Origin of the sequence: Alistipes sp. UBA6068, assembly GCF_949428155.1 — a bacterium.
Lineage (GTDB): Bacteria > Bacteroidota > Bacteroidia > Bacteroidales > Rikenellaceae > Alistipes > Alistipes muris.
The window spans coordinates 90,763-105,903 of the sequence record NZ_CASQFS010000001.1 but is presented as its reverse complement, the minus strand read 5'-3'; the positions used below and the strand labels follow the sequence as shown (position 1 = coordinate 105,903).

The window sequence follows — 15,141 nt, the reverse complement described above, 5'->3', positions numbered from 1 at the left end:
CGGCTCTTCTGCTAAAACGTTTTAACACGCCGTTCGTTTTTCATCCCGGAGCATAGTTAGCGTAAAACAGACCCTATGAAAAGCGAGCCCGCAAAGAGGTGCAAAGGCGAAGCGGCGGAGACTTAGCGTAAAACCGACACTAACAATTGCCATTGCGCGGAATAATACCTAATTTTACAATCGCAACCACACCACCCTAACCGCCCCGCCATGTCCGTTCAGATGAACCAATCGCTTTCGGTCGACTGCGCCGTATTCGGCTTCGACGGCCGGCTGCTCAAAGTCCTGCTTGTGGAGCGCCGCGACTACGACCCCGGGACCCATCTGGACCGGCTCAAGCTGCCGGGCGCCATGATTCTGGAAAACGAGACGCTCCCCGCGGCCGCCAGCCGGGTGCTGGCCGAAGCGACGGGACTGCGGGAAATCTACCTCAAGCAGATGGAAATCTTCTCCGATCCCGCCCGCGTGACGGGCAAGGAACTGGAGTGGATCAACCGCAGCCACGGCATCAACACCGAACGCGTGGTGACGGTGGGCTACTATGCGCTGGTCAAGCTCGACCGCCGGGTGGTCGCCTACACGACCGAGAAGCGGGCCCAATGGGTCGAAGTCGAATCCATCCAGCGGCTGGCCATGGACCACAAGCAGATTCTTTCGTCGGCGCTCTGGTACCTGTGCCGCGACATGCAGCAGTCGCCCGTGGCGTTCGAGCTCCTGCCCCGCAAGTTCACCATCCGCGAGTTGCAGAACCTCTATTCGGCCGTGCTGGGCATCGAAATCGACAACCGCAACTTCCGCAAGAAGATGCTGGCGTCGGGCTTCCTGACGCTGACCGACGAACGCGAGCAGGGCGTGGCCCACAAGCCCGCACGCTACTACACGTTCGACAAGGCGGCCTACCGCAAGGCCCAGAAGGAGAAGATGCGGCTGGGCTTTCTGAACAACTGGCGATACTGAAAAACACCCATATATCCATGAAAACTACTTTAGGCATAGACATCGGTTCCTCGTCGGTCAAGGTCTCGCTTTTGGACGTCGAAACCGGGCGCTGCGTCGCCTCGTCGACCAATCCCTCGCAGGAGATGCCCATCGACGCGCTGCGGTCGGGCTGGGCCGAGCAGGACCCCGAAATGTGGTGGCGCTACGCCACGGAAGGAATCCGCCAGATAGCCGCCCAATACCCTATGAGCGACGTCCGCGCCATCGGCATCACCTACCAGATGCACGGGCTCGTGTGTCTCGACAAGGCGGGCCGGCCGCTGCGCAAGGCCATCATCTGGTGCGATTCGCGGGCCGTGGAAATCGGCGCCGAAGCGCTGGAGGGGATCGGCCGCGACTACTGCCTTTCGCATGCGCTCAACTCGCCGGGCAACTTCACGGCATCGAAACTGGCGTGGGTCAAGCGCAACGAACCGGAGCTTTTCGGCCGCATCGACCGCTTCATGCTCCCGGGCGACTACATCGCCTATCGTCTTTCGGGCGAAATCGGCACCACCGAAAGCGGACTTTCGGAACAGATACTCTGGGACTTCAAGGAGGAGCGCCGCGCCGACTTCGTGGCCGACTACTACGGCATCCCCCGCACGATGATTCCCGACGCGGGTCTCTCGATAGGCATCGGCGCCCGCACCGACAAGGCGGCGGAAGCAGCGCTGGGCATTCCGGCCGGAACGCCGATAAGCTACCGCGCGGGCGACCAACCCAACAACGCGTTTTCGCTCAACGTCATGGAAGCCGGCGAAATCGCAGCGACGGGCGGCACGAGCGGCGTGGTCTACGGCGTGGTCGACACCCCGAAAGCCGACCCGAAATCGCGCGTGAACACCTTCGTGCACGTGAACCACACGGCGGCCAATCCCCGCTACGGCATCTTGCTGTGCATCAACGGCACGGGTATCCTCAACTCGTGGGTACGCCGCCACATCGCCCAGGAAAAGATAAGCTACGCAGAAATGAACTCGCTGGCCGAACAAGCCCCGGCGGGCTGCGACGGACTGCTGATGCTGCCGTTCGGCAACGGCGCGGAACGGATGCTGGAAAACCGCTGCACGGGCACGGCCATCGAAGGCATCGACCTCAACCGCCACACGACGGCCCACCTGCTGCGTGCGGCCCAGGAGGGAATCGCCTGCTCGTTCCGCTACGGCATCGACATCATGCGTTCGCTGGGCCTGCGGCCCGATGTCATCCGCGCCGGACGGGCCAACCTGTTCCTCTCGCCGCTCTTCCGCCGGACGCTGGCGACGCTGACGGGGGCGCGCATCGAACTGTTCGACACCGACGGAGCCTTGGGCGCGGCCCGCGGAGCAGCCCTGGGCGCCGGGCTCTACAAGTCGCGCGAAGAAGCCTTCGCGTCGCTCAAGCGACTGGAAGTCATCGAACCCGAAGCTGCCGACCGCGAAGCGCTGGAAGCAAGCTACGAACGCTGGAAACAAGCGCTCGAAATGCGACTTTCATAATTCACAATTCATAATTAAGAATTCACAATCAAGGACAAATACGCAATAAAACAACACAAAAACTTTTACGACTATGGCAAAACAGTATTTCCCCACCGTGGGCAAAATCGCTTTCGAGGGCACGTCCTCGAAGAACCCGATGGCATTCCGCTACTATGAACCCGAACGCGTGGTCAAGGGGCGCAAGATGAAGGACTGGCTGCGCTTCTCGATGGCGTGGTGGCACACCCTCTGCGCCGAAGGCGCCGACCAGTTCGGCGGCGGCACGAAGCAGTTCGCGTGGAACGAAGCGGCCTGCCCCATCGAACGCGCCAAGGCCAAGATGGACGCCGGATTCGAGTTCATGCAAAAGATGGGCATCGAATACTACTGCTTCCATGACGTGGACCTGGTGGACGAAGACCCCGACCCCGCGAAGTACGAGGCCAACCTGCGCGAAATCGTAGCCTACGCCAAGCAAAAGCAGGCCGAGACGGGCATCAAACTGCTGTGGGGCACGGCCAACGTCTTCTCGAACGCCCGCTACATGAACGGTGCTTCGACCAACCCCGACTTCGACACGGCGGCCCGCGCGATGCTGCAAATCAAGAACGCCATCGACGCGACCATCGAGCTGGGCGGCGAGAACTACGTCTTCTGGGGCGGCCGCGAGGGCTACATGTCGCTGCTCAACACCGACATGAAGCGCGAAAAGGAACACATGGCCCGGATGCTGACGATGGCCCGCGACTATGCCCGCTCGAAAGGTTTCAAGGGCAACTTCCTGATCGAACCCAAGCCCATGGAGCCCATGAAGCACCAGTACGACGTCGACACCGAGACGGTCATCGGCTTCCTGCGCGCCCACGGCCTGGACAAAGATTTCAAGGTCAACATCGAGGTGAACCACGCCACGCTGGCCGGTCACACCTTCGAGCACGAACTGCAATGCGCCGTCGACGCGGGCATGCTGGGCTCCATCGACGCCAACCGCGGCGACTACCAGAACGGCTGGGACACCGACCAGTTCCCCATCGACCTCTACGAAATGGTGCAGGCCATGATGGTCATCGTGCGCGGCGGCGGTCTGCAAGGCGGCGGCACGAACTTCGACGCCAAGACGCGCCGCAACTCGACCGACCCCGAAGACCTCTTCATCGCCCACATCGCCGCGATGGACGTGATGGCCCGGGCGCTGCTCATCGCAGCCGACCTGCTGGAAAACTCGCCCTACGAAAAGATGCTCGCCGAGCGCTACGCCTCCTACGACAAGGGCGAGGGCAAGGCGTTCGAGGAGGGCAAACTGACGCTCGAACAGGCGGCCGAATACGCACGCACCCACGAACCCGCCCAGCACAGCGGCAAGCAGGAACTCTACGAAGCCATCCTGAACATGTACATCTAAACCGGAATCCCGTGTCGGCCGACGGCTCACCGCCGTCGGCCGACATTTTCATACACCAACCTCGAAACCAATGACTTCAAACACAGAACACGGCAGCCGCACGTACCTGCTCTCCATCGTACTGGTGGCGATCATCGGCGGCCTGCTCTTCGGCTACGACACCGCCGTGGTGTCGGGCGCCGAGAAAGCCCTCGAAAACTTCTTCCTCAGCGGTCTGGGCGAGCTCTACACCGCGGGCTGGCACGGATTGACGGCGTCGAGCGCCCTTTTAGGCTGCGTCATCGGCGGCGCGATTTCGGGCTTGCTGGCCTCGCGCTTCGGCCGCAAACGCTCGCTGCTGACAGCGGCGATCCTGTTCTTCATTTCGGCTCTCGGCTCGTGGTGGCCCGAAAGCGGGATACTGCCCTACGGCGAAGCGTCGAAAACGCTGCTGGTGGTCTTCAACTTCTACCGCATCCTGGGCGGCGTGGGCGTCGGACTGGCCTCGGCCGTCTGCCCGATGTACATCGCCGAAATATCGCCCGCCCGAATCCGCGGCACGCTCGTTTCGTGCAACCAGTTCGCCATCATCTTCGGCATGCTGGTGGTCTACTTCGTCAACTACCTCATCCGCAACTCGCTGGGCGAGACGGCCGAAGCCATCCAGACGGCGATGGACGCCATCGGCTGGCGCCGCATGTTCGTGAGCGAAGCGTTCCCGGCCGGGCTGTTCGGCCTGCTGGTGCTTTTCATCCCCGAGACCCCGCGCTTTCTGGCGCTCCGCGGCCGTGACGAAAAAGCCTACTCGATTCTGGCCCATATCAACGGCGCGGCCGAAGCCCGCTCGATTCTGGACGAAATCAAGGCGACGGTCCACGAAAAACGCGACCACATCTTCGCCTATGGCGTTGCGGTGGTCGTAATCGGCATTCTGCTGTCGTTCTTCCAGCAGGCCGTGGGCATCAACGTCGTGCTCTACTATGCACCGCGCATCTTCGAGAACATGGGTGCGTCGGGCGACACGTCGATGATTCAGACGGTCGTGATGGGCGTCGTGAACATCATTTTCACGGTCGTGGCCATCTTCACGGTCGACAAGATGGGCCGCAAACCGCTGCTTATCATCGGCTCGGCGGGCATGATGATAGGCATGGCCGCGCTGGCGGCGCTCTCGTTCACCGACTCGATAGGCACGGCGGCGCTGGTCTTCATCATCATCTACACGGCGTCGTTCATGATGTCGTGGGGCCCGATCTGCTGGGTGCTGATTGCCGAAATCTTCCCCAACACCATCCGCTCGCAGGCCGTGGCCATCGCCGTGGCGGCACAATGGATCTCCAACTTCCTCGTTTCGGCGACTTTCCCGACGCTGAGCGCGTGGAGCGTGGGCGGCACCTACTGCATCTATGCCCTGATGTCGCTGCTCTCGGCGCTGTTCGTATGGCGCTGGGTGCCCGAAACCAAGGGTAAGACGCTCGAAGAGATGTCGCGGCTGTGGAAGAAATGATTCCTCCGCATACTTGCAACTGACAAACATTCCGGGGCAGCGGCTCCGGAATGTTTTTTTTCGGCAGCGAACGTTCACTGACTGCTAAAACGTTTTAGCAACGGAATTACCGAGGCGGCGGCTCGGAAGAAAACATCTTTCTTGATTTTTAATTCTTGATTTTTAATTCTACCTTTGCACCCGACAATCCAAAGGGGTGCCTTACTATCAGGCTGAGATTATACCCATAGAACCGGATACGGGTAATGCCGAGACCGGGACAAAGCGTAATCAACACCGCATACCCCTTTTCTGTTCGTTAACTTTCTAAAAAGGTTCAACATGAAAAGGTATCTACTACCCATCGCCGTGCTTGCGTTGTGCGGCACAGCAAACGCCATGAACGGCGCATCGAACCGCTCCGGACAGCTGCCGGGCGGCGAAATCCGCGAAGAACGGTCCACCGACACGGCACGGCCGGAAGATTCGCTGCGCATGTACCGCTTGCAGGAAATCGAAGTGACGGCCACGCGGGCCACCGAATCGACCCCCGTGGCCTATTCGCAGCTGACGCAGGACGAAATCGCCCGCAACAATTTCGGCTTCGACATCCCGTCGCTGCTGGCCCTCTCGCCCTCGGTGATCGCCACCAACGAAACGGGCATCGGCATCGGCGGCACGTCGGTGCGCCTGCGCGGCACGGACGCCCAGCGGCTCAGCGTCACCATCAACGGCGTGTCGCTGAACAACCCCGACTCGCATTCGATGTACTGGTACGACACGCCCGACCTCGTTTCGTCCGTGGGCGACATGCAGATTCAGCGCGGCGCGGGCATTTCGACCAACGGCACCGGAGCGTTCGGCGGCGCCGTCAACATGACCACCGAAGCGCTTTCGACCGACTTCGGCGGCACGGCGGCGCTCTCCTACGGCTCCTACAACACCAACAAACAGGCGGTACAGCTCTCCTCGGGTCTGCTGGGCGGCCATTGGGCGCTCGACGCGCGGCTCACCCACATCGGCTCGGACGGCTACATCGACCGCGGCTCGACGGACCTGAAGTCCTACATGTTCCAGGCCGGATATTACAGCGGCAACACGATGCTGAAGCTCGTGTCGTTCGGCGGCAAGGCCAAAACCTATCTGACCTACAACGGCGCGACCAAGGAAGAAATGGCCCTCTACGGCCGCCGCTACCACACCAGCGGCCAGTACCTCACCTCCGACGGGCCGTTCGTGCTGGCCGACGGAACGCATGTGGACTACTATGCCGACCAGACCGACAACTACCTGCAAATCAACAACCAGCTGCTGTTCAGCCATCGCTTCAACGACAGGTGGACGATGAACGCCACGGGCTTCTACACCTACGGCTACGGCTTCTACAAACAATACAAGGACGACGCCTGGATCGTAGGCTACAACAACCTCGAAGGCCCGGACCAGGCCGACCTGATCCGCCGGAAAATCATGCGCAACCACCTGGGCGGCGTGCAGGCGGCGGCCAACTACGCGTCGCAGCGGCTGGCCCTGACGTTCGGCGGCTCGTACAGCTATTATAGCTGTCCCCACTGGGGCACGCTCGACTGGGTCGACGGCATGCAGCCCTCCGAAATCGTCGGCCGCTGGTACGACAACGACGTCGACAAGCACGACGCCAATCTTTTTGTCCGTGCGAACTGGACGGTGACCGAGGGGCTGGACCTTTTTGCCGACCTGCAATACCGCTATGTGAGCTACAAGGCTTGGGGCACCAACGACAACTACGACTGGAACACCTCTGAAATGCAGCCCATCGACGTCGACAAGCAATACCACTTCGTCAACCCGCACGTGGGGCTGAGCTACCGTTTCGCCGGACGCCACACGCTCTACGCGTCGTTCGCCGTGGCGCAGAAAGAACCGACGCGCAACGACTTCACCGACCGCTACATGTTCTCGGACGACGGCGGCTATCCCTCGTCGGAACTGCTCTGCGACTACGAACTGGGCTACACCTACCGTGCGCCGCGCCTGACCGTGGGGGCGAACCTCTACTATATGGACTACAAGGACCAACTGGTACCCACGGGCATGGTCAACGACGGCGGCGATGCGCTGAACATCAACATCCCGGAGAGCTACCGCTACGGTGCGGAACTCTCGGCCGCCTGGCAGGCGACCCGCTGGCTGACGCTGGGCGGCAACGCCACATGGAGCCGCAACGAACTCCGCCACTACATCGACCGGATGGCCGGCAGCCCGACCTACGGGCAGGACCTCGGGACCAAGAGACTGGCCTACTCGCCCGACTGGATTGCGGGGGCGTTCCTGGACTTCCATGTGCGCGGATTCGAGGCCGTGCTCCGCACGAACTACGTGAGCAAACAATATTTCACCAACGAACAAGTCGACGTGCATTCGATGGACGCCTACTGCGTCACGAATCTGAATCTGGGCTACACCCTGCGCGCAGGCAAGATGCGGAGCGTGCGTTTCGGCGTGATGCTCTACAACCTCTTCGACCAGCAATACGAAAGCAACGGCTACGGCTATTCCTACATGGAGGACGGCCGGCGGGTCGACGCAACCTACTACTTCCCGCAGGCGCCGCTGCACGTACTGGCCAACGTAACCGTCAGATTCTAAGTGATGGACTGGAAACTGCTGCTGCAAATCGCCGGGACGGCGCTCGGGCTGCTCTACCTGTGGCTGGAATACCGCGCCGACATCCGGCTGTGGATCGTGGGGCTCGTGATGCCCGTGGTGCACGGCGTGCTCTACTACAAGGCCGGGCTTTACGCCGACTGCTCGATGCAGGCATACTACGTGCTGGCCGGGCTCTACGGCTGGGCCGTGTGGCGCAACGCACCGCGCAAGAAATCGGCGGCCTTGGCCATCAGCCGCACGCCGCTGCGGAAACTGCCCCTGCTGGCAGTCGCCTATGCGGGGCTGCATGCGGCGATCTACTGGCTGCTGGTACGCTTCACCAACAGCACGGTGCCGTTCTGGGACAGCCTCACCACGGCGCTCTGCATCGTAGCCTACTGGATGCTGTCGCGCAAATGGGCCGAACAATGGCTCGTATGGCTTGCGGTCGATGCGGTGACCGTCGGGCTCTATCTGTACAAGGGCATCCCCGTCACGGCCGGGCTTTACGCCCTCTATTCGGTGCTGGCCGTAGCGGGCTACGTGCGCTGGCGGCGGCAGGCGGCAGCCCAATGAACGAAGCGGCCCGTCCTCCGGAGGACGGGCCGCTGTTTTGTAGAGCGAAAATCGTTATTCGGGCAGTCCGTGCTGCTCGACGTAAGCCGAAATCTCGTCGCGCAGGGCCTTGGGCGTGACATTCTGCCGCAGGACCAGCCGGTAGGAATTGCGTATCTGCTCGCGCAGGAACGCATCGGGCAAGTCGCCGTCGGTGCGCAGGCCGTTCCAATGCTGCTTGTTGAAATGACGCGCCGGGCCGACCTCGGCGTACAACTCGCGCAGGCGCAGCGCCTCGTCGGGCTCGCACTTCACGGCGACGACCCGGAAATCGACCATGTCGGCGCAGGCGTACATCTTGCCGCCGATCTTGTAGACCAGCGTGGTTTCGTCGAACGGAGTGCTCTCCTCCGTCAGGGGCAGCGACAGGCAGTAGTCGCGGAAAGTCAGAACGTCCATACGGCAAAAATAAGCATTTTTTGGCACACGGATTGCTGACGGCAGGAAAGTAAAACCAAAAACCGAGGCAACAATGAAAAAAATTCTCCTCAGCGCATCCCTGCTGGCCGTAGCGGCTGCGGGATTCATGGGCTGCTCGCAACGCCGCCAATGGAACCACGAAGAACGCAAGGCCATGCGCGAAGCCCTGCGCGACTACCGCCAGATGGCCTATCTGAACGACCTGACGGACGACGAATACGTGGTCTTCACGGACGGTGTGGCCACCGACCTGGAAGCCGACTATCCCGTATACACGACCTTCGTACAGATGCCCGGCGTCAACGACACGGTGGACATGGTGGTCGTGACGGCCATCGTCGACGAACTGAACGCCGACGCACGCAACATGCGCCATATCTATCCCTACCCCTACCTGGTAGCGCAGGGCGTACTGCCTGCGGGGCTCGACCACGAACAGCAGCGCCAGTTCTACAACTGCTTCGCCTACAAGGTCAACAGCACCTACCAGACGATGACGCAGTTCTTCAACGCCGTGCTGGCCGACACGACCGATACCTCGCATATCCGCCGCATCGAAAGCCAGTGCGCCAACGACCTGTTCAACTGGACGGTAACGGAAGTGGACGTAATAGAGACCGTCGACTGAACGACCGCAGCCGAAAACAGAACGGCGGGACCTCTCTTGGAGAGGTCCCGCCGTATTGCTGTACGGGCATCGTCGAACAACCCGCAATCCGAAAAATGAATAGTGAATAATTGGTTGGATACTGCAAAAATCATTAACTATTCATTATTAATTATTCATTGATTTCCGGCGTGCGCCTTGTAGAAATCGGCGCCGACGACGATGCGGACAGCCTTGTGGAGCACCGAAAACTCCAAAGGGGTTTCGCCCAACAACTCGCCGTCGACCTCGACCGACACTTCGGGCGATGATTCGATGCGGATGCGGCTGCCGCGTGCCTGGAGCACATGGCGGATGCGGTAGATGCCGCCGTTGAACAGATAGCGGAAGCGGAACAGGATATGCCAGAAATGGATGGGCCGGATGAGCGACAGGTCGAGCATCCCGTCGTCGGCGACCGCCTCGGGCAGGGGCTGCATGCCGCCGCCGTTGTACTTGCAGATGCCGATGGCGACCGAAAAAAGCAGGTCGTTGTAAATCAGCTTGTCGTCGACCCACACCTTGACGCCTGTGGACTTGTAGCCGAAATAAGAGCGCACGAGCCGCCACGTATAGCGCCAATGGCTCTTGTGGCCCTTTTTCTTCAGATGGGTGAGCTTGCGGATGACATGGGCGTCGAACCCGGCCCCGGCGACGTTGGCGATATAGCGGCACTGGCGGTACTGCGCCTCCTCGTAGGAGACCACGCCGACGTCCTGCAAAAAAGAATGTTCCTCGCGGATGGCCTCCACAGCGTCGTAGTAACGGTTGGAAATGCCGAACGTGCGGACCCAGTCGTTGCCCGTGCCCACGGCGATAACCGCCACAAGAACCTTGTCGGGCCGCACCTCCTGCTGGATGAAGAGCCCGTTGACCACCTCGTGGAGCGTGCCGTCGCCCCCGACGACGATGATACGTCGGTAACCCTCGCGCATGGCCGTGACGGTGAGCTCCGTGGCGTGGAACTTATGTTCCGTGAAGACGGGTTCGCAGAGGATGTGCGCATCGCGCAGATGCTTGGAAATCTGCGGGAAATGGTCGAGCCCGCGGCCCCCTCCGGCCACGGGATTGACGATGGTGAACCATTTGTTCGCGGAGCTCTCCACCGAACGCTACTTTTGAGGGATGTTGGCCAGCGTGCGCACCAGAAAATCGTAGAACTTCCCGACCGAAGCGATCTCCACCTTCTCGTCGGGCGAGTGAGGATAGCAAATCGTCGGGCCGAACGAAATCATGTCGAGCCCCGGATAGTTGCTGCCGATGATGCCGCACTCCAGTCCGGCGTGGATGGCCGTAACAGCAGGTTTGCGGCCGTAGAGCTGTTCGTAGGAAGCGGTCATCGCCTTGAGAATGGGCGACTTCATGTCGGGATTCCAGCCGTCGTAGCTGCCCGTAAGTTCGGTTTCGGCCCCGGCGAGCGCAAAGACGGCGGCGATGGCCTGGCCCAGCGCTTCCTTCTCGCTGCGGACCGAGCTGCGGAGCAGGCACTGCAATCGGATGCTCCTGCCGTCGGAAACCACGCGCGCAAGGTTGGTCGAAGTCTGCACGAGCCCCGGCATGGCCACCGACATGCGCACCACGCCGTCGGGACAGCCGACCACGGCCTTGACGAGCTTCGACGCCGCATCGGCCGGGATGACCCCGGCGGGCGCATCGCACGCGTCGAGCCGGACCGCGATGGAATCCTCGATTCCCTCGAACTCGGCGATGACGGTCTTTTCGTAGGCGGCCACCGCATCGGCGAAAGCCTTATGGCCAGCCGCAGGAATCAGCACGACGGCTTCGGCTTCGCGCGGGATGGCGTTGCGCAGACCGCCGCCGTCGACCGACGCGAGCACGACCCCGAACTTCTCAGCCTGGGCGTTGAGCAACCGGAAAAGCAACTTGTTGGCGTTGGCGCGCTGGGCGACAATCTGGATGCCCGAATGGCCGCCCTTGAGCCCCTTGACCGAGAGCCGGGCCGCCTTGAAATCGCCCGCAGGCGCAGGAACCTCGGCGTAACGGAAAGTCATGTTGGCGTCCAGACCGCCGGCACAGCCGACGTACAGCTCGCCCTCGGTCTCGGAATCGAGGTTCAGCAGGATGTCGCCCTGCAAAAGCCCGGCTTTCAACCCGAAAGCTCCGTCCATGCCGGTCTCCTCGGTCGCGGTGAAGAGCGCTTCGAGAGGTCCGTGAACGAGCGTATCGTCCTCAAGGACAGCCATGATGGCCGCCGCCCCGATACCGTTGTCGGCGCCCAGGGTCGTGCCGTCGGCCGTGACCCACCCGCCGTCGATATAGGCGTCGATAGGATCGGTCGTGAAATCGAATTGCTTGTCGTTGTTCTTCTGCGGCACCATGTCGAGGTGGGCCTGCAAAATCACCCCCTTGCGGTTCTCCATGCCGGGCGACGCGGGCTTGCGGACATAGATGTTGTGGGCCTCGTCCTCGCGGCATTCGAGCCCGAGCGAACGGGCGAAATCGAGAACATAACGGCGGATTTGCTCCTCGTGCGACGAGGGGCGCGGGATGCGGACGATTTCGGCGAAATGCTTCCAGACGAGCGCGGGTTGGAGCGCGGATAAGTTTCTGTCCATAAAGGTATCGGTTTTACAATTCATTCTTCGTTTTTCGCCGAGCGGTCGAACGCCTCGACGATCTGCTTGACGAGCTCGTGACGCACGATGTCGCGGCGGTCGAACTCGACGATGCCGATTCCCCGGACGGAACGCAGAATCTCCATGGCCCGGACCAGGCCGCTGTCGGTCTTGTGCGGCAGGTCGATCTGCGTGACGTCGCCCGTGACGATGAAGCGCGCGTTGCGCCCCATGCGGGTAAGGAACATCTTGATTTGCGACAAGGTGGTGTTCTGCGCCTCGTCGAGGATGACGAACGCATTGTCGAGCGTGCGGCCGCGCATGTAGGCCAGCGGCGCGATCTGCACAGCGCCCTCCTCCATGAGTTTCTGAAGCCGCGCAGGCGGAATCATGTCGTTCAAAGCATCGTAGAGCGGCTGAAGGTAGGGGTCGAGCTTCTCTTTCATGTCGCCGGGCAGGAAGCCCAGCTTCTCGCCCGCCTCGACGGCCGGACGCGTCAGAATGATGCGCCGCACCTGCCGCTCCTTGAGCGCCCGCACGGCCAACGCGATGGCGGTATAGGTCTTGCCCGACCCGGCAGGCCCCACGGCGAACAGCAGGTCGTTATGACCGAACAGCTCGACCAGCCGCTGCTGGTTGACCGTCCGGGCCCGGACGATGTTGCCGTTGTTGCCGTAGACGATGACGTCCTTGTCGATGGGCCCCTCGTGCGAGAGGGACGACCCGGCGAAACACTGGTCGACGACCTGCGCCGAAACGTGCCCGTACTTGAGGTAATAGGCCGTGAAGCCCTCGAACCGCTTGCGGAACTGCGCCGTCTCGGCGTCGGAACCGAGGACCTTGAGCGTGGAGCCGCGCGCGACGATCCGCAGCGACGGATGCAGCGCCTTGATCTGGTCCAGATAGACGTTCTGCGGGCCGTAGAGCTCGCGGGGGTCGACCCCCTCGACCGGAATTTCCCTGCCGACCTCGGTCATGGGCTAAAAGAGGTAACCGACGTTGAGCGCAACGTTGTAGGTGCGCAGCTTGTCGAGTTGGCTGCCGTCGGGCAGAACGACGTTGCTCTTGCCCTTGAACTGGCCGTTGTAGCGCAGGTCGATGGTCAGGTGCTTCAGAAGCGTGGCCCCGACCCCGGCCGAATAAGAGAGCGTAGGACGCACGCGCCCGAAATCGAGCCGGTCGCCCTCTTGCTTCTGCTTGCAGCTGTTGACCACCGTGAAGACCGGACCGGCGAAGATGCGCAGGAAACGGATGGGCCGGAACGCCACCAGCACGGGGATGTCGACCGAATTGGACTTGAGGTCGATTTCGTCGCTCCCCTCGGGCTTGATGCGCAACCCCTGCCGCACGTAGAAAATCTGCGGGTCGAGCGACACCCAGCCGAATTTGAGCGAAGTGACGATACCCACCTGCCAACCGAGCTTGTTCTTGATGTCGGTGGTCGCCATGTTGGTCTTGTAGTCGGGGACGTTGATACCGGCCACGGCCCCGTACTCCACTTTGAGCGGCTGGGCCGAAGCGGCTGCGGCCGCCGAAGCGAACAAAAGAGTGAAGAAGATTCTGCGTAACATAAACGATGAACTTTGCAACTGATATTTTACGGATTCTTCGGCTTGTGCCTTGGAATCGCATTTTTCATTCTTAATTCTTAATTTTTAATTCGCAGTCTGAATGCCGCCCAAAGCATGTAGGCGATGCAGGCGGCGACGAAAAGCATCCCCATGTGAGGATTGCCCGCCGCGCGGACGAGGGCTCCGCAGACGGGCCCCGACAGCGCCCCGGCCGAAATGGCCATGATCATCAGTCCGGCCACTCCGTTGGCATGGTCGGGCTCGGCCTTGGTGGCCACGGCGTAGAAAGTGGCGAAGACGCAGGCCATGGCGAAGCCCAGCAAGCCGACGGCGGCATAAATCGCGGCCTCGTTGCGCACGAAAAGCAACAGGACGACCAACGCCAGCGCCCCGGCCATGTTCCAGCGCAGGTATTTCACATCGGAATAACGCAGCAGCACCCACGCGCCGACGAGCGTGCCGACAATGCGGCAGGCGTAAAATCCGGTGGTGGTGAGGATGGACGAGGGGTTGTCGATAAGCCGCACGGAGAGGAACCCGATGCCGACGTCGGCCGCGATGAAACAGGCGACGCCCAGCGTAGCGAGCAGCACGGCCGGATTGCGCAGCAAACGGAAGCAGTCGGCCAACCCGGCGGCGCGGGTCCGGCTCTGCGGCTCGGGAACGGCGGTCAGCTGCAACCACACGCCCCCCACGACGGTCAGCACGGCATAAATCGGCAGGAGCCAGCGCCACGACCCCGTGGCGGCGACAAGCGCGGTGACGATGGGAGCGAGCAACAGCAGCGAAGTGTTGCGGAAAATCTGCCCGACGGTCAGATAACTGGTCATCCGCCCGCCGGGAACGATGGTCGCCAGCAACGGGTTGACCGCCACCTGCACGATGGTGTTGCCGATGCCCAGCAAACCGAATCCGGCGAAGTACCAGCCCAGCGTGCAACCCTCCCCGGCGAAGAACGGCACCAGCAGCCCCACGCAGGTAAAGGCGTAGCCCAACAAAGCGGTGGCCTTGCGCCCGATGCGGTTCATCAATGCGGCGACGGGCGCCGAGAGCACCAGAAACCACAGAAAAACCATCGTCGGCAGAAAACTCACAGCCTCCTGCCGGGCCGCGGGAAACCCGGCGGCGATGCGCCCGCTGATGGGAGCCACGATGTCGCAGAATCCCATGATGAAAAAACCCGCCAGAACGGGCGCCAGCAGGCGTTTGCTTACCTTTTCGTCGTTCATTTCAACCGTTTAGGAAATTCAAAGTTACATTTTTTTCGGAAAAACCACCCTGCGAAGCCCGAAAAAATTGCGGCATCCGCCCTGCGGCCCGTACCGGACCACCCAAAAATCCGGCCGGAAAGGTCCGGCGAAGCTGCGCAACGACGCA

General features: G+C 61.6%; 13 protein-coding genes. 7 read left to right on the top strand and 6 right to left on the bottom strand.

What is annotated here, in order from left to right:
* Positions 1–210: 210 nt before the first annotated feature.
* The 6 genes from QVG21_RS00460 (at position 211) to pnuC (ending at position 8,512) form a co-directional block, all read left to right on the top strand.
* Positions 211–957: an NUDIX hydrolase gene (locus QVG21_RS00460; protein WP_251214717.1), complete on the top strand. Its 747-nt coding sequence runs from the start codon at positions 211–213 to the stop codon at positions 955–957.
* A 17-nt stretch (positions 958–974) separates the two neighbouring features.
* Positions 975–2,459, top strand: a complete 1,485-nt coding sequence (locus QVG21_RS00455; protein WP_287921018.1) for a xylulokinase — start codon at positions 975–977, stop codon at positions 2,457–2,459.
* 73 nt (positions 2,460–2,532) lie between these two features.
* Positions 2,533–3,843 (top strand): xylose isomerase, encoded by a 1,311-nt coding sequence (gene xylA, locus QVG21_RS00450; RefSeq protein ID WP_251214715.1) that lies wholly within the window; start codon positions 2,533–2,535, stop codon positions 3,841–3,843.
* 70 nt (positions 3,844–3,913) lie between these two features.
* Entirely contained in the window at positions 3,914–5,329 is a 1,416-nt protein-coding gene (gene xylE, locus QVG21_RS00445) for a D-xylose transporter XylE (protein WP_287921013.1), read from the top strand.
* Between the two features lie 321 nt (positions 5,330–5,650).
* Positions 5,651–7,936 (top strand): TonB-dependent receptor, encoded by a 2,286-nt coding sequence (locus tag QVG21_RS00440; RefSeq protein ID WP_287921011.1) that lies wholly within the window; start codon positions 5,651–5,653, stop codon positions 7,934–7,936.
* 3 nt (positions 7,937–7,939) lie between these two features.
* Positions 7,940–8,512, top strand: coding sequence for a nicotinamide riboside transporter PnuC (gene pnuC, locus QVG21_RS00435; protein WP_287921423.1), 573 nt, complete (start codon positions 7,940–7,942; stop codon positions 8,510–8,512).
* Between the two features lie 54 nt (positions 8,513–8,566).
* On the opposite strand, the gene QVG21_RS00430 is transcribed toward pnuC, so the two are convergent.
* Positions 8,567–8,950 carry an MmcQ/YjbR family DNA-binding protein gene (locus QVG21_RS00430; RefSeq protein WP_251214711.1) on the bottom strand — a complete coding sequence of 128 codons (384 nt, stop codon included), beginning with the start codon at positions 8,948–8,950 and terminating at the stop codon, positions 8,567–8,569.
* Between the two features lie 73 nt (positions 8,951–9,023).
* On the opposite strand from QVG21_RS00430, the gene QVG21_RS00425 reads away from it, so the two are divergent.
* On the top strand, positions 9,024–9,599 hold the full coding sequence (locus QVG21_RS00425; protein WP_287921006.1) for a hypothetical protein: 576 nt from the start codon (positions 9,024–9,026) through the stop codon (positions 9,597–9,599).
* Positions 9,600–9,754: 155 nt separating this feature from the next.
* On the opposite strand, the gene QVG21_RS00420 is transcribed toward QVG21_RS00425, so the two are convergent.
* The 5 genes from QVG21_RS00420 to QVG21_RS00400 form a co-directional block, all read right to left on the bottom strand.
* Positions 9,755–10,723 carry a diacylglycerol/lipid kinase family protein gene (locus tag QVG21_RS00420; protein ID WP_287921003.1) on the bottom strand — a complete coding sequence of 323 codons (969 nt, stop codon included), beginning with the start codon at positions 10,721–10,723 and terminating at the stop codon, positions 9,755–9,757.
* Positions 10,724–10,729: 6 nt separating this feature from the next.
* Positions 10,730–12,193, bottom strand: a complete 1,464-nt coding sequence (locus QVG21_RS00415) for an aminoacyl-histidine dipeptidase (RefSeq protein ID WP_287921000.1) — start codon at positions 12,191–12,193, stop codon at positions 10,730–10,732.
* A gap of 20 nt (positions 12,194–12,213) precedes the next feature.
* Positions 12,214–13,170, bottom strand: coding sequence for a PhoH family protein (locus QVG21_RS00410; RefSeq protein ID WP_251214707.1), 957 nt, complete (start codon positions 13,168–13,170; stop codon positions 12,214–12,216).
* Between the two features lie 3 nt (positions 13,171–13,173).
* Positions 13,174–13,764: an outer membrane beta-barrel protein gene (locus QVG21_RS00405; RefSeq protein ID WP_287920996.1), complete on the bottom strand. Its 591-nt coding sequence runs from the start codon at positions 13,762–13,764 to the stop codon at positions 13,174–13,176.
* Between the two features lie 77 nt (positions 13,765–13,841).
* The gene (locus QVG21_RS00400) at positions 13,842–14,993 is read right to left on the bottom strand and encodes an MFS transporter (RefSeq protein WP_287920993.1); all 1,152 of its coding nucleotides are present in this window, start codon (positions 14,991–14,993) and stop codon (positions 13,842–13,844) included.
* Positions 14,994–15,141: the final 148 nt, after the last annotated feature.